This window comes from Embleya sp. NPDC001921 (assembly GCF_053594475.1).
In genome coordinates this window covers 66,423-86,602 of sequence record NZ_JBSFEO010000027.1, presented here as the reverse complement: position 1 = coordinate 86,602, position 20,180 = coordinate 66,423, and the positions used below count along the sequence as shown (strand labels likewise).

General features: G+C 71.5%; 19 protein-coding genes and 1 riboswitch. Of the genes, 9 read left to right on the top strand and 10 right to left on the bottom strand.

The features are described 5' to 3' along the window. Positions 1-108: 108 nt before the first annotated feature. Both ACWCPW_RS28715 and ACWCPW_RS28710 read left to right on the top strand, forming a co-directional pair. Complete coding sequence (locus ACWCPW_RS28715; RefSeq protein WP_449764484.1) at positions 109-936, top strand: Fpg/Nei family DNA glycosylase; 828 nt, start codon at positions 109-111, stop codon at positions 934-936. A 115-nt stretch (positions 937-1,051) separates the two neighbouring features. Continuing rightward, positions 1,052-2,101 (top strand): PP2C family protein-serine/threonine phosphatase, encoded by a 1,050-nt coding sequence (locus ACWCPW_RS28710; RefSeq protein WP_449764483.1) that lies wholly within the window; start codon positions 1,052-1,054, stop codon positions 2,099-2,101. Between the two features lie 18 nt (positions 2,102-2,119). Here ACWCPW_RS28710 and ACWCPW_RS28705 read toward each other — a convergent pair whose 3' ends face one another. The 6 genes from ACWCPW_RS28705 to ACWCPW_RS28680 form a co-directional block, all read right to left on the bottom strand. Then, a complete protein-coding gene (locus ACWCPW_RS28705; protein ID WP_449764482.1) occupies positions 2,120-2,971 on the bottom strand; it encodes an energy-coupling factor ABC transporter ATP-binding protein in 852 nt (283 codons plus the stop codon). Further along, complete coding sequence (gene cbiQ, locus ACWCPW_RS28700; protein ID WP_449764481.1) at positions 2,968-3,711, bottom strand: cobalt ECF transporter T component CbiQ; 744 nt, start codon at positions 3,709-3,711, stop codon at positions 2,968-2,970. Before cbiQ ends, ACWCPW_RS28705 begins: the two co-directional genes overlap by 4 nt. Positions 3,712-3,715: 4 nt before the next feature. Beyond that, the gene (locus ACWCPW_RS28695) at positions 3,716-4,111 is read right to left on the bottom strand and encodes an energy-coupling factor ABC transporter substrate-binding protein (RefSeq protein WP_449764480.1); all 396 of its coding nucleotides are present in this window, start codon (positions 4,109-4,111) and stop codon (positions 3,716-3,718) included. Beyond that, complete coding sequence (locus tag ACWCPW_RS28690; protein WP_395862965.1) at positions 4,108-4,821, bottom strand: energy-coupling factor ABC transporter permease; 714 nt, start codon at positions 4,819-4,821, stop codon at positions 4,108-4,110. The genes ACWCPW_RS28695 and ACWCPW_RS28690 overlap by 4 nt, the downstream gene beginning before the upstream one ends. Before the next feature lie 28 nt (positions 4,822-4,849). Continuing rightward, positions 4,850-5,057, bottom strand: a riboswitch (cobalamin riboswitch). A gap of 224 nt (positions 5,058-5,281) precedes the next feature. Then, on the bottom strand, positions 5,282-5,827 hold the full coding sequence (locus tag ACWCPW_RS28685; RefSeq protein WP_449764479.1) for an RDD family protein: 546 nt from the start codon (positions 5,825-5,827) through the stop codon (positions 5,282-5,284). Between the two features lie 146 nt (positions 5,828-5,973). Further along, entirely contained in the window at positions 5,974-6,828 is an 855-nt protein-coding gene (locus ACWCPW_RS28680; RefSeq protein ID WP_449764478.1) for a class II aldolase/adducin family protein, read from the bottom strand. 877 nt (positions 6,829-7,705) lie between these two features. On the opposite strand from ACWCPW_RS28680, the gene ACWCPW_RS28675 reads away from it, so the two are divergent. The 3 genes from ACWCPW_RS28675 to ACWCPW_RS28665 all read left to right on the top strand — a co-directional run bounded on the left by ACWCPW_RS28675 (position 7,706) and on the right by ACWCPW_RS28665 (position 9,894). Beyond that, complete coding sequence (locus ACWCPW_RS28675; protein ID WP_449764554.1) at positions 7,706-8,077, top strand: hypothetical protein; 372 nt, start codon at positions 7,706-7,708, stop codon at positions 8,075-8,077. Positions 8,078-8,358: 281 nt separating this feature from the next. Next, complete coding sequence (locus tag ACWCPW_RS28670) at positions 8,359-9,273, top strand: NAD-dependent epimerase/dehydratase family protein (RefSeq protein WP_449764477.1); 915 nt, start codon at positions 8,359-8,361, stop codon at positions 9,271-9,273. Between the two features lie 129 nt (positions 9,274-9,402). Continuing rightward, positions 9,403-9,894 carry a glutathione peroxidase gene (locus ACWCPW_RS28665; protein WP_406296270.1) on the top strand — a complete coding sequence of 164 codons (492 nt, stop codon included), beginning with the start codon at positions 9,403-9,405 and terminating at the stop codon, positions 9,892-9,894. Positions 9,895-10,059: 165 nt separating this feature from the next. Here ACWCPW_RS28665 and ACWCPW_RS28660 read toward each other — a convergent pair whose 3' ends face one another. Then, a complete protein-coding gene (locus tag ACWCPW_RS28660) occupies positions 10,060-10,872 on the bottom strand; it encodes a protein phosphatase 2C domain-containing protein (protein ID WP_449764476.1) in 813 nt (270 codons plus the stop codon). 240 nt (positions 10,873-11,112) lie between these two features. Between ACWCPW_RS28660 and ACWCPW_RS28655 the strand changes: the two genes are divergently transcribed. Together ACWCPW_RS28655 and ACWCPW_RS28650 are read left to right on the top strand one after the other, a co-directional pair. Further along, positions 11,113-12,897, top strand: a complete 1,785-nt coding sequence (locus ACWCPW_RS28655) for a bifunctional metallophosphatase/5'-nucleotidase (RefSeq protein ID WP_449764475.1) — start codon at positions 11,113-11,115, stop codon at positions 12,895-12,897. A 331-nt stretch (positions 12,898-13,228) separates the two neighbouring features. Beyond that, entirely contained in the window at positions 13,229-14,227 is a 999-nt protein-coding gene (locus tag ACWCPW_RS28650) for a LacI family DNA-binding transcriptional regulator (RefSeq protein WP_449764474.1), read from the top strand. A gap of 139 nt (positions 14,228-14,366) precedes the next feature. Here ACWCPW_RS28650 and ACWCPW_RS28645 read toward each other — a convergent pair whose 3' ends face one another. The 3 genes from ACWCPW_RS28645 to ACWCPW_RS28635 form a co-directional block, all read right to left on the bottom strand. After that, a complete protein-coding gene (locus tag ACWCPW_RS28645) occupies positions 14,367-15,257 on the bottom strand; it encodes a hypothetical protein (RefSeq protein WP_449764473.1) in 891 nt (296 codons plus the stop codon). Positions 15,258-15,572: 315 nt separating this feature from the next. After that, complete coding sequence (locus tag ACWCPW_RS28640; RefSeq protein ID WP_449764472.1) at positions 15,573-16,358, bottom strand: hypothetical protein; 786 nt, start codon at positions 16,356-16,358, stop codon at positions 15,573-15,575. A gap of 298 nt (positions 16,359-16,656) precedes the next feature. Then, the gene (locus tag ACWCPW_RS28635) at positions 16,657-17,631 is read right to left on the bottom strand and encodes an ADP-ribosylglycohydrolase family protein (protein ID WP_449764471.1); all 975 of its coding nucleotides are present in this window, start codon (positions 17,629-17,631) and stop codon (positions 16,657-16,659) included. A gap of 179 nt (positions 17,632-17,810) precedes the next feature. Between ACWCPW_RS28635 and ACWCPW_RS28630 the strand changes: the two genes are divergently transcribed. Further along, on the top strand, positions 17,811-18,653 hold the full coding sequence (locus ACWCPW_RS28630) for an EamA family transporter (RefSeq protein WP_449764470.1): 843 nt from the start codon (positions 17,811-17,813) through the stop codon (positions 18,651-18,653). Positions 18,654-18,897: 244 nt separating this feature from the next. Further along, a complete protein-coding gene (locus ACWCPW_RS28625) occupies positions 18,898-19,794 on the top strand; it encodes a TIGR03619 family F420-dependent LLM class oxidoreductase (protein ID WP_449764469.1) in 897 nt (298 codons plus the stop codon). Positions 19,795-20,180 lie beyond the last annotated feature (386 nt).

Here is a 20,180-nt window from a genome sequence, read left to right as displayed (position 1 = left end):
GGCGTCACACCACCGCGCATCCATCACCGGGTTCCACCCCCCGGATCCTTCATCCGGATCCATCGCCCGGATCCATCACTCCGCATTCGTCGCCGCACTGGAGGCCGCGTGCCCGAGGGCCACACCATCCACCGTCTCGCCACCGCCCACCAGGAGCGCTTCGGCGGGCTGCCGCTGCGCCTGAGCAGCCCGCAGGGCCGATTCGCGGAGAGCGCGGCGCTGCTCGACGGGGAGCCCCTGGTCGCCACCGACGCGCACGGGAAGCACCTGTTCCTGGAGTTCTCCGGCGAGCGCTACATCCACGTGCATCTGGGCCTGTACGGACAGTTCTCCTTCGGCGAGGGCGACAAGCTGCCCGACCCGGTCGGCCAGGTCCGGCTGCGGCTGGCCGCGAAGGTGCCGGGCGGCGCGGCCTGGGCGGATCTGCGCGGCCCCACCGCCTGCCGACTGCTGGACCGGGCCGAGAAGGACGCCGTGCACGCCCGGCTGGGCCCCGACCCGCTGCGCGCGGACGCGGACCCGGCGGCGGCGTGGCAGCGGATCCGACGCAGCACGAAGCCGATCGGCGCGCTGCTGATGGAGCAGAACGTGCTCGCGGGCGTGGGCAACGTCTACCGCGCCGAGGTGCTGTTCCGGTTCGGCGTCGACCCCGGGCTGGCGGGCAACCGGCTCGCGCCGGAGACCTGGGACGCGATGTGGGCCGACCTGGTGCTGCTGATGCGCGAGGGCGTGCGGCTGGGCCGGATCGACACCGTGCGCCCCGAGCACACCCCCGAGGCGATGGGCCGCGAGCCGCGCAAGGACGACCACGGTGGCGAGGTGTACGTCTACCGGCGCACCGACATGCCGTGTCTGGTGTGTGAAACCCCGGTGAAGACCGCCGAGTTGGTCGGCCGGAATCTGTTCTGGTGTCCCACCTGTCAGCCGTCGGCGTAACCTCCGATTGGTGACCGTTCGGTAGTGTCGCGGGGTGGCCGCGCCGACAAGCAGAGGAAACCGGGCAAGCCGGACCGGGAGGCGCGCGGCACTCGCGCGCTCGGGCCGGCGCGTCGTGACCTGGCTGCGGCATCGGGTCTTCCCCTCCGACGGGTTCGCCCTGGCCGGACTGCTGGCCGCGGTCACCGTGTGCGGCCTGCTCTCGGATGTGAACGCGTCGTGGTTCCCGGCCACGATGGCGGCGGTGCCGATCCTGGTCGGCGGGCTGGTGCTGCGGATGCCCAGTCTGCTCCTGCTGTACGCGGCGACCGCCGGCGTACTGGTCGCGCAGCACCAGGTGCACGACCCCGACGAGGTCACCGCGGGCACCATCGTGGTGGTCGGGGCCATCGCGGGCATCGTGCTGCTGATGGCCCGGATGCGGACCCGCCTGGGCGTGCAGTGGACGCGGGGCGAGTCGATGTTGTTCGACCTGCGGGACCGGCTGCGGGCCCAGGGCGAGATGCCGGTGCTGCCGCCGCAGTGGCACACCGAGGTGGTGCTGCGACCGGCCGGTGGGCAGTCGTTCTCCGGTGACTTCCTGGTCGCCTCCCGCGGCGCGGGCGGCGGGCGGGTGCTCGAGGTGGTGCTGGTCGACGTCTCGGGCAAGGGGCTGGCCGCGGGCACGCGCGCGTTGATGTTGTCCGGCGCGTTCGGCGGGCTGCTCGGATCGTTGCCCCCGCACGGCTTCCTGCCGGCGGCGAACGACTACCTGCTGCGCCAGGAGTGGGCGGAGGGCTTCGCGACGGCCGTGCACGTCGTGCTCGACCTGGAGTCGGGCGAGTACGAGTTGATCTCGGCGGGCCACCCGCCGGGTGTGCACTGGAACGCCGGCTCCGGGCGCTGGCACGTGATCGAGGCGGTCGGCCCGCTCCTGGGGGTGATCGAGGACGCGACCTTCGAGGGCGTCAAGGGCCGGCTGGGCACCGGCGACGCACTCCTGCTGTTCACCGACGGCATGGTGGAGATGCCCGGCGAGGACATCGCCACCGGCATCGACCGTTTCCTCGGCGAGGCCGAGCGGCTGGTCCGGGACGACTTCCACGACGCGGCGCGCCGGATCGTGGCGGCGGCCGGGCGCAACGTGGGCGACGACCGCGCGGTGGTGCTGCTGCGCCGGCGCTGAGGCCGGCCCGGGGTGCGCTCAGAGAGCGGGTTCCGCGGTGGTCGGGGCCGGACGTACCGCCAGGGCCGCCAGTTCGGCCGGCGTGCGCGGCAGAGTGCCCGCCGGGGCCAGCCCGTGTGCGGCCAGTACGGCCGCGGCCGCGTGCGCCCAGGTCGGCCGCAGGCTCGCGGCGGCCAGCAACTCGGTGTCCGCGAGCAGTTCGTGCGCCGGACCGGTGTGCAGGCGTCCGTGTGCGAGGACCGCCGCGTCGTCGGCCCAGCGCAGCGCGAGGTCCACGTCGTGGGTGGCCATCACCACCGTCGTCCCGGTCGCGCGCAGTTGGTCGAGGGTGTGCAGCAGCGCTTCCTGCCCGGCCGGATCCAGGCCCGCGGTCGGCTCGTCCAGCACCAGCACCTCGGGCCGCATCGCGATCGCGCCGGCGATGGCGACCCGCTTGCGCTGGCCGAAGGACAGCAGGTGCACGGGCCGCTCGGCCAGTTCGGTGATCCCGAGCGCGGCCAGTGCCTCGGCCACCCGCGAGCGCACCTCGACCGGGTCCAGATCCAGGTTGAGCGGCCCGAACGAGACGTCCTGGACCACCGACGCCGAGAAGAGCTGGTCGTCGGGATCCTGGACGACCAGCTGCACGGCCCGCCGCAGCGCGGTGAGCCCCTTGCGGTCGTGCCGAATCGGCACCTCGTGCAGTTCGACCCGCCCCGAGTCCGGTGTCAGGCCGCCGGTCAACAACCGCAGCAGCGTGGTCTTCCCGCTGCCGTTCGGCCCGAGCAGGGCCAGCGCGCGCCCGGCCGGAACGGACAGGGACAGCCCGCTCAACACGGCCGGCCCGTCCTCGTAGGCGTAGCCGATCTCTCGTACCCGCAACGGAATCACGGCACCACCGATACCAGGAGAAGGGTGGCGGCGACGACCGCCGCCACGACGAACAGGGAGCCCGCGACGAACGCCCGCGAGATGGGTACCTCGTCCACCAGCACCCGCAGGCGTCCGTCGTAGCCGCGCCCGGCCAGGCCCGCCTCCAGGCGCTGGGCGCGGGCGAACGCGTGCACGAAGACCGCCGAGCCGAGCCCGGCCACCGAGCGCCACCTGGCCCGTCGGGTGCGGTGGCCGAGCCGGCCGGCCTGGGCCTGGTTGATGCGCGTGGTCGTGTCGTAGAGCAGGAACAACATGCGGTACATCACCGCGGCCACGTCCACCACGGCGGCCGGCACGCCCACCCGGGTCAGCCTCGGCAGTACGTCCGACAGCGGTGTCGTGAACGCGAACAGCAGCATCGCCAGGGCCGCCGCGGTGGAGCGGGCGAGCAACTCGGCGGCGTGGCGCGGCCCGTCCGGGGCCCAGCCGACGCCGTCCGCGCCGATCGTGACGAGCAGGGCGAGCGCTCCGGTGGCGGCGAACCCGAGCGGCGCGCGGGCGGCCCGCCACAACCGCCGGGCGGGCACGCGCGCGAAGCCGAACGCGACGACCAGGACGGTCGCCGCGACCAGGACCGCGCCGGGCCACGGCGGCAGTGCCACCGCGCACCCGAGCAGCCCGAAGGAGAGCACGGCTTTGTCGGCCGGATGGCGGCGACGCCACGAACTCGCGTGCGCCGCCGCGTCGATCGGCAGCACGGGATCAGTGGCCCGGGACCGATGCCGGTGTCTGGTCCGGCGGTGTCGCCTCGGCGGCACGCGCCGAAGCGGTGGTCGGTTCGTCGGGCGTGTCCGATGCATCCGGCGCGAGCCGGCGGCGGGTGCGCTTGACCCCGAACATGTAGCCGACCACGCCCGCGCCGAGGGCGGCCTGCAACGCGAACAGGCCGGACTCGATCTCTCCGGACGGCGGTTCGTACAGCGGGCTGAACCACGGCTCGTAATCCGGGTCGTTCTCGGTGATCGCGGTCTCCGCCTGGGTGTCGGCGCCCGTGAACGGCTCGTCCTTGTGGTCGCCCATGCCGAACACCACGGGCAGCACCGCGAGCAGCACCACGGCCAGCACGATCAGCAGGTTGATCTTCGTGGAGCGCTTCACTTGGACTTCTCCTCCTCGCGCGCGATCCGCGCGTCCGTGACCACACCGAGCCGGACCAGATCGCCTCGGCTGGACTGCCGCAGCAAGCGCACGACCAGGACGGTCAGCAGACCCTCGCTGATCGCCAACGGGATCTGGGTGAGGGAGAAGATGCCGCCGAACTTGGCCAACGCGCCCGCGAATCCGCTGTCCGGGTCGGGGAAGGCCAGGGCCAACTGCACGCTGGTGACGCAGTACGTGCTCAGGTCCGCGACGAACGCGCCCACGAACACCGCGACATCCAGCGGTGTGGTGCCGCCGCGTCCGTCCAGGAGCGAACGGGCCAGCCGATACGCGCCGTAGCCGGCCCACGGGCCGACGATCGCCATGGAGAACACGTTCGCGCCGAGTGTGGTCAGCCCGCCGTGCGCGAGCAGCAGCGCCTGGAAGAGCAGGGTGATCGTGCCCAGTACGGCCATGATCGGCGGCCGGAACAGGATCGCGCCCAGGCCGGTGCCGGTGGGATGCGAGCAACTTCCGGTGACGGAAGGGATCTTCAGCGCGGACAGTACGAACGAGAACGCGCCGGACGCGCCGAGCAGCAGGGTGTTCTCGGGTTTGTCGCGGACCTCGCGGGTGAGCGCGCGGGCGCCGTGGACGACGAACGGGGCCGACGCGACGCCCCAGGCGGCTGCGTGTTCCCAGGGCAGATAGCCCTCTGCGATATGCATGAGGAAGGGTCCCTCTCCAACACCTCGTGGACGGACGATCGCCGTGGCCGGTCTCCTGGCTGACGGGTCGTACGTTCACGTCTCCGCCTTCCCGGGGCCGCGCGAGCGGTCCCAGTGGCTTCCCGCGGCGACGAATCAACGTTTCCGCGGGGTGGAGGAGAACTTCCCGATCACAGTGGCGAGGGCCGCGCCGGCATCGAACCGGCTTCCCGAGCACCACGGCGAGCCGACACTAGTGGTCGGATGGACATGGCGACAAGATGGCTTTTGCAAACCGTGCGCAAGACCACAATGCGGGCGGAGCGGTCGAGCAATTGCCGCATTCCGGAGCGTGATCGTCGACAGGTGCGGCTTGGTGCGGGACGGCGCGGCGCGATGCGGCGCAGGGCGGTGTGGGGCGGCGCGATGTGGGGCGGCGCGGCGGTGGCTCGGTGCGGCGTCGAGCCGCGCCGCGCGGTGCTCAGTGCAGGCCGGGTCCTCGGCCCCGGATCACCACGGTGCCCGCGACCCGGTCGCCGACCCGCTGGCGCCGCTCGCTGGTGAGCACCGCGGCCAGGCCGACCGCGCCGAGCGCGAACGCGTCGACGCACAGCAGCAGCCAGCGGATCCCGAGCTGACGTCGTCCCGCCCGCCCGCCGGACACGTCCACGACCCGGATGCCGAACATCTGCATGCCCCATGTGCGCCCGTCGTGCTCGGCGGGTCGCAACACCCAGTACCAGAACAGGATCGCCAGCGCGACCGTCAGCACACCGACGGTGATCGCCGCGGTCAGCGGGCCGCTGCGGATCGAGCCGTCGGGATGTGTGGGCAACAGGACGAACAGGAACATCGCGGCGCCGGGCAACAGCGCGGACGCGAGCACGTCCACCACGAACTGGCCGACCCGGCGCCACAACACCGAGGGGTCGACGGGGCTCGCGACCTCGGGCGGCCACACCCGGCTGCGCGGGCGGGCGGGCCGCGCCGAGCGGGCGAAGTGCCGCGGAAGGCTGCGTTCGTACATGCTGTTGTACTTTCCGCAACCGGGTGATTTGACTCCCGACGCGGCCGGATATCACCGAGATTGCGCCCGGTCGGCGGATCCGGGCCGCGGTCGGGGCCGGATCGCCCGGATCCGGCGCCGACCGCCGCGATCGCGTCGTCTGGCGATCAGGTCGTCATCGGGCCGTCCGCGCCGAACAGGTCCGGCTCGGAGCGGCTGATCACGTCGTACAGCGGCTTGTAGTTGATCCAGGCGACCGTGTCGTTGCCCAGTTGTTCCCGGGTCAGCCGCGCGTTCTCCGGTGTGATCGGCTTGAGTTCGCCGGCCGCCTGGGCGAGCAGTTGCACCTGGCAGGAGCGCTCCATGGTGATGAACCACCATGCCGCCGCGTCGACCGACTGCCCGACCGTGAGCAGGCCGTGGTTGCGCAGGATCAGCGCCTTCCGCGGGCCGAGCGTCTTGGCGATGCGGCGGCCCTCCTCGGCGTCGAGTACGACGCCCGCGTAGTCGTCGAACAGCTCGTGGTCCTCGTAGAACGGGCACACGTCCTGGGTGATCGGTTCGAGCCGGATGCCGAGCGCGGAGATCGCCCGCCCGTGCACGGAGTGGCTGTGCGCCGCCGCGACCACGTCGGGGCGGGCCGCGTGGATCTGCGAGTGGATCGCGAACGCGGCCTGGTTGACGTGGTATCGGCCCTCGACGACCTGTCCCTCGTGGTTGACCAGGATCAGGTCGTCCACGGTGATGTGCTTGAACGACATCCCGAACGGGTTGACCCAGAAGTGATCGGTGAGCTCCGGGTCACGCGCGGTGATGTGGCCGGCCACCCCCTCCTCGAAGCCGAACCGACCGAACAGCCGCAGCGCCGCGGTCAACCGCTCCTTGCGGTGCCGGCGCTCCTGTTCGACGGTCTCGAACGTGGGCGGCAGCGCGAAGCTCAGGTCGGCCGGGGACACCGGCTGCGGCGGGGTCGGCGGCCGGCCCTGCACGTCCTGGGCCTGCGGAGCATCGGTGCCGGACATGTGCGTCTCCTCGAACTCGACTCGGACTGGTGCCGGGACTGCGGATCCGGATCCGGATCCTGGCCCTTGTGCCGGGTCCGGTGCCGGGAGCCGGACGCGGACCAGGTCCGGGACCCGGGACGTGGGGACCGCGGCCGACGCTACCGGCGAGTCACTTCCCAGGACAGCCCCCGGCGGCCGGCCGTTCGTGCGAGGTCGCGGATTTTAGCGCCCGGACCGCCTCGGGGTCGGGTTTCCGGAAATTAATCGAATATTGCCCGCAAGGCTCTTCGAGCTGCTCCTACGCTGCCGTTCAGCGAGTCCGGAACATCGAGTTCGAAGCAGTCGAACTCGAATTACCGGACCCGCGACAGACGCACAAGATACGGGCAACGCGCAAAGTACGGGCGCGCACGGAAAGAACGGGCGTACACAGGGGGAAGGGGCGCGTGACGTGAGCGGCGGGGGCGTGAATTCGACGGAGGTCGTGAGTATCGGCGCACGGGCGCCCTCGGTGACGCCCGTGTTCGGCCGCGGCGATCCGGTGCCGGTGCGGGCCAAGGCGGACGCGGGCCGGCGGAGTTCACCCGCCCGGGCTTCGACGTCGAGGAGCCCGATCGCGAGGAGCTGGGCGGAGATGGCACAACCCCCGCGGCGGTCGAGGCCGTCCCGGCGCAGATCAGGCGACCTGCCGACCGGGTCCGACACCGAGCGGACCCCTGTGACCGAGGCGGATGTCATCGAAACCATCGAGGCCGATCCCAACGCAGCAGTCGACGCCGACCCGATCGAGGTGATCCCGGTCGGGCCGCCGACCCCGGGTGTCGCAGCCGTGCCCGAGGACGAGCCTGTCGGAGTCCACCGGAAAGCCGCACCGCCGATCGCCCCGGAGGCAATCATGGCCAATATGGAAACGGCCCTCAAGGAAGCAATGACGATCGAGGGCGCCGTGGGTGTGGCCCTCGTCGACTACACGAGCGGAATGGCGCTCGGAATTCTCGGCGGCAGCAAGGAACTCGACCTGAACGTGGCCGCCGCCGGAAACACCGACGTGATGCGCGCGAAGATGCGCACGATGGAGATGTTGCACCTCGGCGACCAGATCGAGGACATCCTGATCACGCTCGGCAAGCAGTACCACGTGATCCGGCCGCTGTCCGGCCGGGCCGGCAAGGGCCTGTTCCTCTACATCGTGCTGATGAAGGACCGCGCCAATCTCGCGCTGGCCCGACACAGCCTCAAGCGTATCGAGGAGGAGATCGAGGTCTGAGTTCGCGCCCCGACGGCGCGTTCGAGGCCCGCCGTCGGGGCCCGCAGGCCCATCCTCGATACCCCTGGCGCCCCCGCCACCCCCGTGCGGTGGGCGCCATCGGGGTGTTCGGGGACACCCGCGCGGGTGTCCGGGGACACGTGCGACCGCTCTGGTCTCCCTGCTCCGTCTCGGATATGACGGTACGTCAGATGTACCGTCGAAGCTCGACGTCGTACTTCGCGTACGGATCGCAGCCGGATCCGTTACGGAACGCGTACCCGAGTCCCCCGAGGAGCCGCATGCTGTCCGGCGAGAAGATCCTGATCACCGGTCCCGCGGGCCAGATCGCCTACCCGCTGACCGAGTACCTGGCCCGGGACAACGAGGTATGGGGCATCGCCCGCTTCTCGAACGCCGAGGACCGCAAGCGGGTGGACGCGCTGGGCGTGACCACGCGCGCCGTCGACCTGGGGTCGGGCGACTTCGGCGACCTGCCCGAGGACTTCACCCACGTCCTGCACCTGGCCACCTTCCAGGGACCCGGGTCGGACTACGACGAGGCGCTGCGGGTCAACGCGGAGGGCACCGGGCTGCTGCTCCAGCACTGTCGACGGGCCAAGGCGGCGCTGGTGATGTCCACCGCGTCGGTGCTCAAGCCGCATCCCGACCCGATGCACGTCTTCCGCGAGACCGACCCGCTCGGCGACGCCAACGTCTCGCACGCGCCCACCTACTCGGTCTCCAAGACCGCCGAGGAGGCGGTGGCGCGCTACTGCGCCCGCGCGTTCGACCTCCCGGTGGTGATCGCCCGGATGAACGCCTCCTACGGCCCGGGCGGCGGCCTGCCGACGATGCATCTGGACGCGGTGCTGGCCGGGCAGGCGATCGTCACCCGCTGGGATCCGTGCATGTACAGCCCGATCCACCAGGACGACATCAACAGCCAGACGGCCGCCCTTCTGGACGCGGCGTCCACCCCCGCGACGGTGGTCAACTGGGGCGGCGACGAGCCGGTGAGCGTACAGGACTGGGCGGCGCACATGGCGGATCTGAGCGGCCTGCCGGCCGAGGTGGTGGTGCGCGAGCAACCGGGCACGCTGCGCGGTCAGGTACAGGACACCGGCAAGCGAGCGGCGATCACCGGTCCGTGCGCGGTGGGCTGGCGCGCGGGACTGGCGGATGTGTACGCCACACGGCGCGGTGATTCGGCCTGACGCGGTCGGGCAGCCTACGGCTGTGCTCGATAGCGTCGAGTCTTCAGGTCTTACTCGCGCCGTCTCGGAGCGCTCCACGTCATCGGATCGCGTCGCTGCGAGCGGCACCACGCAGGAAGGACAACGATCATGGGCATCCTCGATACCCCCATCGCCACGCTGGAGGGCAAGCGTACGACCCTGGGCGGTGTCACCGAGGGCAAGGTCGCACTGGTCGTCAACGTCGCGTCCAAGTGCGGCCTGACACCGCAGTACACCGGCCTGGAGGAACTCCAGAAGGAACTGGGCGCGCGCGGCTTCACCGTCGTGGGCGTGCCCTGCAACCAGTTCATGGGTCAGGAGCCGGGCAGCGCCGAGGAGATCCTCGAGTTCTGCTCCACGACCTACGGCGTCACGTTCCCGCTGACCGAGAAGATCGACGTCAACGGACCGGACCGGCACCCGCTCTACGACGTGCTCGCGGCGGCCTCCGACGCCGAGGGCGGCGCGGGTGACGTGCAGTGGAACTTCGAGAAGTTCCTGCTCTCCGCCGACGGCGCGATCGTGGGCCGGTTCCGGCCGCAGACCGACCCGCACGACCCGAACCTGATCGCCGCGATCGAGAGCGTGCTGCCGAAATAGTCCGGCGGCGCGTCGAACGCCGGTCGGGTCGTCGACGGCCCGCCCGGCGTTCGGGGCCGGAAGCCGTTCTGGGGTCGGGGGCGTCGGGGCTCGTCCGGCGTTCGGGCCGGTGTACGGGGCGAGACGGCCCGGCGTACGGCGTTCGGGGCGCGTTCGCCGGCCGGGCTACACCAGAGCCCACACCGCCGTCGCGTCGTCGCAGGGCTTTCCGCGCGGCCAGCGCGTGCCGTCCGCGTCGGAGGCCTCCGCGGCCCGGACCCGCGCCAACAGCTCGGCCGGCCCGAAGTGCCGCAGCGTGGTCATCAGTCGATCCCAGTCGCTCAGCCCGAACCGGTCGACCAGCCGGCTGGCCCCGTCGCTCAACACGGCGAGCGCGCGTACCTCGCCCAGGTCCAGTCCGCCCGTCAACGCCTCGCCCGCCGCCTCCGGATCGGCCGCCGCGACCCAGTAGCCGCCGGCCACGTTCCGCGCCGCCCGCAGGGTGTCCGCGTACTCCTGATGTGCCGTCAGGTAGTCGGGTGTGCCGATCGCATGCGCGTCCCGGCGCCGCCGAGCCGCCACGCCGACCACGTCCAGGCGATCGTCGGTGATCACCGTCAGGTCCTCGTCCCGCTCGATCAACAGCGTCGAATCGGACAACACCAGGTACTCCAAGCGGTCCTCGACCACGCGCGCCACCACCGCCGTCGCGGCGGGCGCGTCCGGCCGGGCCAGGTCGCAGCCGTCCGCGTGCAGTGCCGAGGTGTCCTCGATCGCGTCGTGCAGACACTCGGCCAGGGACCGGTCCGGCCGACCGCCGCTGTGCGTGAACAGGGCGGTGCCCAACCGCTCGACGAACCACGGGACACCGTGCTTGCAGCCGTTGTCCGAACTCGACGTCACACCGTCGAGCAGCACCAGCGTCGTCGGCCCGGCGACGACGAAGTCCTCGTTCGGTTTGCCCGGATGACCCGGTTCGGTCGCGAATTCCACGCGCATCGCGGACATCCCTCCCTTTTAGGTGCCACGCCGTACGGCTGCCCAGTGCCCGGGGGTGGGAAACGGTGGTTGATCATGCCCTGTGCGCGCGGGGGTCGCCCGAGTTCATTGCGGTTTCACGAAACGGTTTCGCGTGAGGTCTCGTGCCGGTCGGGGAACTGCCCCTAATCTCTGGCTTCGTGACACCTTCAGTCCCCGTTTCTACGCGCGTCACCACCGCGCGCCATCCGAAGGGATCCCATGCTCTTGATCAGACGACGCCGCGGTCGCCTCGCCCTCACCGGCCTGGTCGCCGCGAGCCTGCTCGCCATGGGCGGTACGGCGACCGCCGACGCACGCGCCGGCCAGGGCCGGCCCTCCGGCACGACGGAACTGCAATTCCTCGCGCTCAACGACCTGCACGGCAACCTGGAGGAACCGCAGGGTTCCGCGGGCAACGTCACCGAGATCGGCCCCGACGGCAAGCCCGTCGCGATCCCGGCCGGCGGCATCGAGCACCTCGCGACCCAACTGCGCGCGGAGCGGGCGAAGAACCCCAACTCGCTGACCATCGCGGCCGGCGACATGATCGGGGCGAGCCCGCTCCTGTCGGGCCTGTTCCACGACGAGCCGACCATCGAGGCACTGAACAAGGTCGGCCTCGACGTCGCCTCGGTGGGCAACCACGAGTTCGACGAGGGCAGGAAGGAACTCCAGCGCATGCAGTGGGGCGGCTGCCACCCCACCGAGGGCTGCTACACCCCCGGCCGCAGGTTCGAGGGCGCCGACTTCCAGTACCTCGCGGCCAACGTGCTCGACGAGCGCACCGGCCTGCCGATCCTGGCCCCGGTGACCGTCAAGAACGTGGGCGGCGCGCGGGTCGGCTTCATCGGCATGACCCTGGAGGGCACGCCGGACATCGTCACGGCCGAGGGCGTCAAGGGCCTGAAGTTCAAGGACGAGATCCAGACCGCGAACAACATCGTGCCGTGGTTACGGCTGATCGGCATCGAGTCGATCGTGGTTCTGCTGCACGAGGGCGGCCTGCCCGCGAACAACGCGTACAACTACGACTGCAACGCGGGCGGCAACCTGGGCCTGTCCGGCCCGGTGGTGGACATCGCCAAGGGCCTGGACCCGGCGATCGACATGGTCGTCACCGGCCACACGCACCAGGCGTACTCGTGCAGCATCCCGGACCCGGCCGGGAAGCCGCGGATGGTCACCAGCGCGTCCTCGTTCGGCAAGGTGTACACGAAGATCGACGCCACCTACGACAAGCGCACCCGCGACATCGTGCGCACGTCGGTCAAGGCGACGAACACGGTCGTGCGCCGGGACACCCCGAAGGCCCCGGACCTGACCCGACTGCTGGCCGACTGGCAGAAGCTCGCGGCCCCGGTGTCCAACCGCTCGATCGGCTACATCTCCGGCGACATCCGCGGACGCGGCGCGACCACGCCCGAGTCGCCGCTCGGGGACGTGATCGCCGACGCGCAGTTGGAGGCGACCGCGCCGGCCGACAAGGGCGGTGCGCAGATCGCGTTCATGAACCCGGGCGGGATCCGGTCCGACCTGCAATACGCGGCGGCCGGCAGCGAAGGGGACGGCGTCGTCACCTACGGCGAGGCGTTCACGGTGCAGCCGTTCACCAACATGATGCAGACCCTGGACCTCAAGGGTCAGGCCGTGCTCGACCTGCTCGCGCAGCAGTACACCGGTGGCAACGCGGCCAACCCGAAGGTGTTGCAGATATCGAAGGGTCTGACCTACACGACCGACCGGTCGCAGACCGGCGCGGCCAAGATCGTGGCGGGCAGCGTCAAGCTCAACGGCGTGCCGATCGACCCGGCCGCGACCTACAAGGTCAGCGCGAACGAGTTCCTGGCCGGTGGCGGCGACGGCTTCGCCGCCTTCAAGACCGGTACGAACAAGCTGGTCGGCGGCTCCGATCTGGAGGCGCTGCTGGCCTACTTCGCGGCCCACTCGTCGGCGAGCGCGCCGCTGGCGCCGCCGGCGGCGGACCGGATCACCTTCATCGGGTGAGGTTCCTCGTCACCTTCGTCGGGTGTCGTCGGTGAGTCTCCTCGTCATCGTTGTCGGGTGAGGCTCGTCGGGTGGGGCTCCTCGTCATCGTTGTCGGGTGAGGCTCGTCGGGTGGGGCTCCTCGTCATCGTTGTCGGGTGAGGCTCGTCGGGTGAGTCTCCTCGTCATCGTTGTCGGGGTGAGTCTTGCCGAGTGGTTCGGAAGGCCCGGTCGCGGTGCGGCCGGGCCTTCCTGACGCATAATCAGCCAATCGGGACGAGTACGCCGACACGAGGACCGGCGCGGCGGGCCACATGCCCGGTGCGGCCCCGACCTGGGCGACAATCGCCCCATGAGCACAACGAGACGCCCCCCGACCGGGGCCGATGTGGCCCGCGCCGCAGGCGTTTCGCGCGCGACCGTGTCGTACGCGATGAACGATGTCCTGGACAGCCGCATCCCCGAGGAGACCCGGCGCCGGGTCCGCGAGGTCGCCGCCGGGCTGGGTTACGAGCCGCGTTCGGACGCGCGGTCGCTGCGGCGCGGGCGGACCGATCTGGTGATCGTGCCGACCTACGTGGTGCCGTTCGGACAACTGATCCAGCGCTTCCTGGACGGCCTCGCCCGCGAGTTGCACGCCTTGGGGTACACCCTGGTGATCCACGGCAATCCCGCCGCGCACGGCATCGAGGCGGCGAAGGCGTGGGGCGCGCTGAACCCGGCGGTGGTGCTGGTCCTGCCGGAGCGGATGTCGGCCGACGGCGTCGAATACCTGACCTCGCGCGGGATCGCCGTGGTGGCCCTGGGCCACAGCCCCGCGCCGGTCGCGCTCACTTTGAAGGCCGATCACGAGGCGGCGGGCAGCCGGGCCGCCGAGCATCTGATCGAACGGGGTCGGCGTGACCTCGCCGTGGTGGTGCCGCGCGAGCCGGGCCTGGCCGCGATGGGCCTGGAACGGCTCGACGGCTTCCGGGCCGCGGCCGAGGCGGCGGGTGGCACGGTGCGGGTCGTGGAGATGGCCGAGGATCCGGCCGAGGCCGCGCGGATCGCGGGGGAGTGGCGGGCCGAGGGGCGCCCCGACGGGGTGTACGGCTACAACGACGAATACGCCGCGCTGCTCATGGGCGCGTTGGCCGACGTGGGCGTCGCGATCCCGGAGCAACTCGCCATCGTCGGGACGGACGACCTGAGCCTGTGCGAGATGGTCCGGCCCCGGCTGACCTCGGTGGCCTTCGAGGAGTTGAAGCCGATGAGCGCGGTGGCGGCGGCCATCGTCGCGGTCGGCGAGGGGGCGATCCAGGGTGATCTGGACATGTGGCGGATGACGTTGCGGGCCCGCGACTCGAGCTGACCGTGCTCGGCGCCCGCGTCGAGAGCGTGTCGTACGCGGTGGTGGGTGCCGGTGGGCGTCGGTGGGCGTCGGTGGGCGTCGAGTGGGCGCCGGTCGACGCTTGGGCGCGCCCACCGGGTGCCGGATGCCGCCGGCCGGGTCAGAGGCGCGGGGCGGCCGTGAGCTTGGCGATCTGGCGGGACACGAGGTCGTCGGCCGGAAGCTTGGGTGTGGTCGCGGACAGGTCGGCGTTGCTGACCACCACGACCGTCGAGCCGATCCGGACCACGATCTGGCCCAGTGCGCCGCCCGCCTCGGGGGTCATCCCGACCGCCAACGACTCGTCGCCGAGGGTGGCGTGCGCGATCTCGGCGTACGCGTTGGTGCTCGTCTCGCCCTCGGCGTCGGTGGAGGTGATCGACGCGCAGGATTTCAGCGCGTTCCGGCCCTGGGCGAACAGGTTCCGCACCGCGCCGGCGTCGGTGAAGGCGAACAACTCGACGATGGTGAAGCCGGTCGGTGTCGGCTCGCCCCTGGACACCGACGCCTGGGCGGACGCGGTGGGCGCGGGGGCGGCCTGGGCCGGGCGCAGCAGGTCGATCAGCGGCCGGCACGCGGCGTCCCGCGCGGTCTCCCGGAGTTCGGTGCGGTCGTTCGAGACGGCCTCGTAGGCACCGGGCGGCATCTCCGCCGCGGTCAACAGGGCGGCATCGAGGCGGGATTGGGCGGTCGGGTCGGAGCCGGTTCCGTTGCCGGTCCCGTTTCCGTTCCCGTTCTTCGACGGGTCGGCCGACTCGTCGACGGGGGGTTGTGCGGGCGGAGGCTCCCCGGGGGAGGAGTTCGCGGTCGGCGGGCCGGAGGCGGGCGGCCCGGCAGTCGGCGGCGCGGAGCCTGCGGGCGCGGTCCGGGACGGCGCCGCCGTCGCCTCGGGCGCGGCCGTGCTCGCGTACTCGCGCGCCGGCGCCTCCTCGTCGCGACCGCACGCGGTCGCCGCCAGGAGCAGGGTCCCGGCGATCACCGCCGTTCCCACCCGAATCACCATTGCGCGCATACGAGGGTTCCTTCGGAGAAGCTCGGTCGTTCCCCTGGGGCCCGAACGCCGGAAACGAGGACGGCGATCGGGCCGATCGGGATCCGATGGGCCATCAGGAAGCGGAACAGCGGCCGACCGGCCGCACGCTCATCCCACCCACGAGCAGGGCATCCGGCGCCGGAGCGGGCGGAGTTCGCCGTCCCGGAGCCGAAGCGTCGGCCGGTGTCCGGCCGGGCGCGGCCGCCCCGTCGACAGGGGGCGCAACGAGAGCGGCAACATCATGCTGGAACCTGCTTGCATTTGCCAACCATTCACCGCCGACCCGGTCGGGAATCACGCCTTCGCCGCTGCCGTGATCCTTTCGACCTGCTTGGTGACCAGGGCGAGATCCGGCACCTTGACGGTGTCGCCGGAAAGGTCCGCCGAACTGATCACGATCAGCGTGGAGCCGACCCGGACCGCGATCGACGCGCGTGCGCCACCGTCCTCGGGTGAGCTGGTGATCGCCAACGTGTCGTCGCCCAGCTTCGGGTGGGCGACCTCGGTGTGCTTGATCGTCGAGGTCTCACCCTCGGGATCCTTCATCGACACCGACCCACAGTTCTTCAGGGCCGCGCGCCCCTTGGCCATCACGCTCTCCGCGTCGGTGCCCGAGAAGGAGAACAACTCGCTACCGATCACGCCGGTGGGGATCGGGGCGCCGATGGACACGAAGGCCTGTGCGGCGGCGGCCGGCTTCGTGGCGCCCTGCCTCGGCAGGAACAGGTCCACGAGGGGTTGGCAGTCGGCGGGCGTCGCGGTCGCGCGGTCGGCCGACCCGGCCGCGGGCCGGGTCAGGTAGACGCCTTGCGGGAGGTCGGCGGCGGTGAGTACGGCCTTCTCCAATTGCGGGCCGGTCAACGCGGAAACCGCGCCGGCGGCCGGGGACGGGGCAGCCGGCGGCGGCGTGGCGGCCGCCGGCGTGCCCGGAACCGGTGCGGACGACGCGGTGGAACTCGGCGTGCCTGCCGCCGACTTCCCGCCGTCCTTCTTGTCGTCGTCGGAACCGCACGCGGTCGCCGCAACGAGCAGTGCACCGGTGATCACGATCGAGCCCAGCCGAGACATGGATGTGCGCATGGAACGGGTTCCTCCGAGGAATGCGGGCCCGCTCGCTCCCACGCCCCATGCCGGTTCGAATCGTCGCGGGAGCACGACGCGGCGGGCCGCGGAGAGAGTGTGACGGGCCATCAGGAAGTCGGCCACCTACCCGCAGCCCGGAGCGCGTCTCCCCACAAGACGGTTCAACCGGCGACGAACGAGTCGGGGCTCTCCGCGACGCGTCGCGAACCGGCTTGCCTCGACGGCAAGTTGGTGCCGATCGGCGCGTCGCGACGAGAGCGCGCTCATCATCGTGCACCCCGGCGAACTTTGCCAACTAATTGAGCGGGGAGTTCGTCACCGCGTCCCGCCACCAGGTCGGCAGCGCTTCCACTCGCTTCGTCCACACCGCGGGCAACTCGGTCCGGACACCCACGATCGCGCCGACGATCGCGCATGTGGTGTCCACGTCGCCGCCCGCGCTCGCGGTGGACCAGAACGCCGCCGGGTAGTCGTCGAGATGCCGGGACGCGGACCACACCGCGAACGGGACCGTGTCCGGCGCGCTCACCTCGCGACCGTTGCCGAGCATCCGGCCGACCGCGCGGGAGTCCTGACGGTCCACCAGATCCAGTGCCGCGCCCAGTCGTTCGCGGACCAGGCCGGTGGGCGTGCGATCGCGGACGAAGCTCACGAAGTCCCCCGCGGCCGGCCGGTCCAGGGTCACCGCGCCCGCCGCCGCGACGGCCACCGCGACCGCGCCGGCGACGCCTTCGGGATGGGTGTGCGTGACCTGGGCCGACAACGCGGCCTGCTCCGCCACCACGTCGAGGTCGTCCGCGAACCACGCGCCCAGCGGCCCGACCCGCATCGCCGCCCCATTGCCCCACGAGCCCTGGCCGTCGAAGGGTTCGGCGGCCAACTCGCGCCAGTCAGCGCCTTGGCGCACCAGTCGCAACATCCGGTTCGTGGACGGCCCGTAGCCCCGGTCGAAGTCGTGCCGGTGCGCGAAGGACTTGGCCAACGCGTCCTGGTCGACGGTGCCCCGCCGGGTCAACTCGGCATGCAGGACGCAGGCCATCTCGGTGTCGTCGGTCCACGGCCAACTGCCGGGCGGCAGGCTGCGATCGGCCAGGTGCGGGAGGTTGTCGGGGACGAAGAACTGGGCGCCGAGCGCGTCACCCAGCGCGAGGCCGCGCAACGAGGCGAGGGCGGAGACGGCGCGGGCGGCGGGCGTACGGCGGATGGAGGGAGTGGAGGGAGTGGAGGGAGTGCGGGCCGGGGAGGCGTTTTCGGAAGAAGCGTGCGTCATATGGGAGGTCATTATTCCGCTCTCCGTGCTTGGATGTCTCGTGCTTGGATGCCCCGAATGACCTGCTCCCGGGCGCCCGAGCGGGCCGTCCGACTCCTAGGGGACGCCGCCGCTCCGACCGGGGACGGCGCTCCGACCGGCCCCTTCCGTACGCCCGCCCGGCCGCCGCGCGAGCGCCCGTGACGCCCGCCGTCACCGTCGCGGTGCTGGGCTCGGCCGGATTGCACGCGGCCTGGAACGCGCTCGCGCACGGGCTCAAGGACCGGGTCGGGACGATGGTGATGATCCAGGTGGCAAGCCTGGCCATCGGCCTGTCCTGCCTGCCGTTCGTCGGCGTCCCGGCCGCCGGCGCCTGGCCGTGGCTGCTCGGCTCGGCGGCCCTGCACATGGTCTACAACCTGCTCCTGCTGGAGACGTATCGGCTGGGCGACTTCGGCCAGGTGTACCCGATCGCGCGCGGCACCTCCCCATGGGTCACCGCGCTGATCGGGGCGACCCTGCTGCACGAGTACCTGACCGTGACGCAGACCGTCGGCGTCGTGGTGATCTCGGCGGGCATGCTGGTCCTCGCCCTGGCCGGCGGCATCCCGCGCCGCACCGAGGCGATCGCGGTCCTGGCCGCACTGGCCACGGGCTGCGCGATAGCGCTGTACACCGTCCTGGACGGCCTCGGCGCGCGCTCCTCGGGCTCGGCGATGTCGTACGCGGCCTGGCTGTTCGTCCTCGAATCGGCCCCGACCATCCTGGTCCTGCGCCTCCGCGCGCGCCGAGACCCCACCGCCACCCCCAACCCGCAACGCGCCTGGGGCCTACTCGGCGGCGCGATGTCCCTCGCCGCCTACACCCTCGTCATCTGGGCCCAGACCCGAGGCACCCTGGCCACGATCGCCGCCCTCCGCGAAACCTCGGTCGTCTTCGGCGCGATCATCGGCACCCTGATCTTCCACGAGACCTACGGCCGCCACCGAATAGCAGCCACCATCCTGGTCCTCACCGGCATAACCGCAATCAACCTCCCGTAGGCGCTTCCTCCACCCCCGCCGCCGAGTTCCGCGACACCCGGCACCGCATCGGCTCTTCGGGTTCGCCCTGCGGAGTTCCGCGGCGCCCGGCACCGCATCGGTCCTTCGGGTTCGCCCTCCCGATTCCGGTGTCGCGTCGGCTTCCTTCGATCCGGCCCCGAGTCGAGTGCCAGGCCCTACGGTCGAGTCAGCGCTGCCGACAGTCCGACGTTGCCGACCGATCGAGGCCAACCCGGAGGCGTACATGCGATTCGGCGTGAACATTCCCAACTACGGTCCCACCGCGAGCCCCGACGCGATGTCGACCTCGGTCCGCCAGGCCGAGGATCTCGGCCTGGACCTGGCCATGCTGTCCGACCACATCGCGGTCACCTCGGACGTCGCCGCCCAATACCCGGCGCCCTTCTACGAACCGCTGACCGCACTCGCCTGGCTGGCCGGCCGCACCGAGCGGATCCGGCTGGGCACCACCGTCCTGATCCTGCCCTACCGGGACCCGCTGCTGACCGCCCGAGTGACCGCCAACCTGGACCGCTACAGCGCCGGTCGCCTGGTCCTGGGCATCGGCGTCGGCTGGGCCGAGGAGGAATTCGCCGCGCTGAAGATCCCGTACGCCGAGCGTGGCCGGATCACCGACGAATACCTCGCGGCGCTGCACACGCTGTGGACCGAGGACGTCGCGTCGTTCGAGGGCACCCACACCTCCTTCCACGACGTGCACACCGCCCCGCGCCCACTCCAATCCCCACGCCCACCCCTGTGGATCGGCGGCAACAGCCCCGCCGCGATCCGCCGCGCGGCCCGCCACGGCGACACCTGGCACCCCCTGGGCGTCACTCCGCAATGGCTCGAAAAGCAGGGCCTCCCCGCCCTCCGCGCCGCCGCCGAACAAGCCGCCCGCCCAACCCCCACAGTCGCCCTGCGCACCCCACTCCGAGTCACCACAACCCCGATCCCCGACGCCGACCGCCTCCCCGGCGAGGGCACCCTCCCGCAAATCGAGACCGACCTCGCCACCCTCGGCATCGCCCACGTCCTCCTCGACCCCCGCTACCGCGAACCCACCCGCCTCCAGCCCCCCGAAACCGACCGCACCCACCTCGAAGCCGTAGCCCCCCTCCTCACAACCCACCACCCATAACCCGACCGCCCCGCAGCCGGAAGCTCAGTCGGGGACGTCCTCCCGGAGATCAAATTTCACCCGGACGAGTTCACCGACAAGAAGCCGAACGTGCTGTTGTCCCTGGCTCCGCGCGGCCGCACGATCCGCCGGCTCAACTTCAACCAAACCGGATCCGGAAGCCTCCCCTCCACAAGTCCGGGACCAAAGATGTCCACTTTCATGACCTTCGGCACACAGAGAACAATCCGCCCGCCTCTACCGACGCGAGCCCGCGTGCGTCGAAGGGCACGGATAGGGCACGCCTCGACCCGTGCGCCGCCATCCACCAGCACCCGACCCCAGAACGTGACAAAGAGGCCACCGCAGCCGCGAGCGCCAGGCCCCAGACGCCCAGAAAGCCGGTC

Excerpts from the sequence above, each read along its gene's own strand:
- ACWCPW_RS28690 (WP_395862965.1), bottom strand. The coding sequence starts at position 4,821 with ATGCATATCGCAGAGGGCTATCTGCCCTGGGAACACGCAGCCGCCTGG.
- ACWCPW_RS28685 (WP_449764479.1), bottom strand. The coding sequence starts at position 5,827 with ATGTACGAACGCAGCCTTCCGCGGCACTTCGCCCGCTCGGCGCGGCCC.
- ACWCPW_RS28680 (WP_449764478.1), bottom strand. The coding sequence starts at position 6,828 with ATGTCCGGCACCGATGCTCCGCAGGCCCAGGACGTGCAGGGCCGGCCG.
- ACWCPW_RS28675 (WP_449764554.1), top strand. The coding sequence starts at position 7,706 with ATGGCCAATATGGAAACGGCCCTCAAGGAAGCAATGACGATCGAGGGC.
- ACWCPW_RS28670 (WP_449764477.1), top strand. The coding sequence starts at position 8,359 with ATGCTGTCCGGCGAGAAGATCCTGATCACCGGTCCCGCGGGCCAGATC.
- ACWCPW_RS28665 (WP_406296270.1), top strand. The coding sequence starts at position 9,403 with ATGGGCATCCTCGATACCCCCATCGCCACGCTGGAGGGCAAGCGTACG.
- ACWCPW_RS28660 (WP_449764476.1), bottom strand. The coding sequence starts at position 10,872 with ATGCGCGTGGAATTCGCGACCGAACCGGGTCATCCGGGCAAACCGAAC.
- ACWCPW_RS28655 (WP_449764475.1), top strand. The coding sequence starts at position 11,113 with ATGCTCTTGATCAGACGACGCCGCGGTCGCCTCGCCCTCACCGGCCTG.
- ACWCPW_RS28650 (WP_449764474.1), top strand. The coding sequence starts at position 13,229 with ATGAGCACAACGAGACGCCCCCCGACCGGGGCCGATGTGGCCCGCGCC.
- ACWCPW_RS28645 (WP_449764473.1), bottom strand. The coding sequence starts at position 15,257 with ATGCGCGCAATGGTGATTCGGGTGGGAACGGCGGTGATCGCCGGGACC.
- ACWCPW_RS28640 (WP_449764472.1), bottom strand. The coding sequence starts at position 16,358 with ATGCGCACATCCATGTCTCGGCTGGGCTCGATCGTGATCACCGGTGCA.
- ACWCPW_RS28635 (WP_449764471.1), bottom strand. The coding sequence starts at position 17,631 with ATGACGCACGCTTCTTCCGAAAACGCCTCCCCGGCCCGCACTCCCTCC.
- ACWCPW_RS28625 (WP_449764469.1), top strand. The coding sequence starts at position 18,898 with ATGCGATTCGGCGTGAACATTCCCAACTACGGTCCCACCGCGAGCCCC.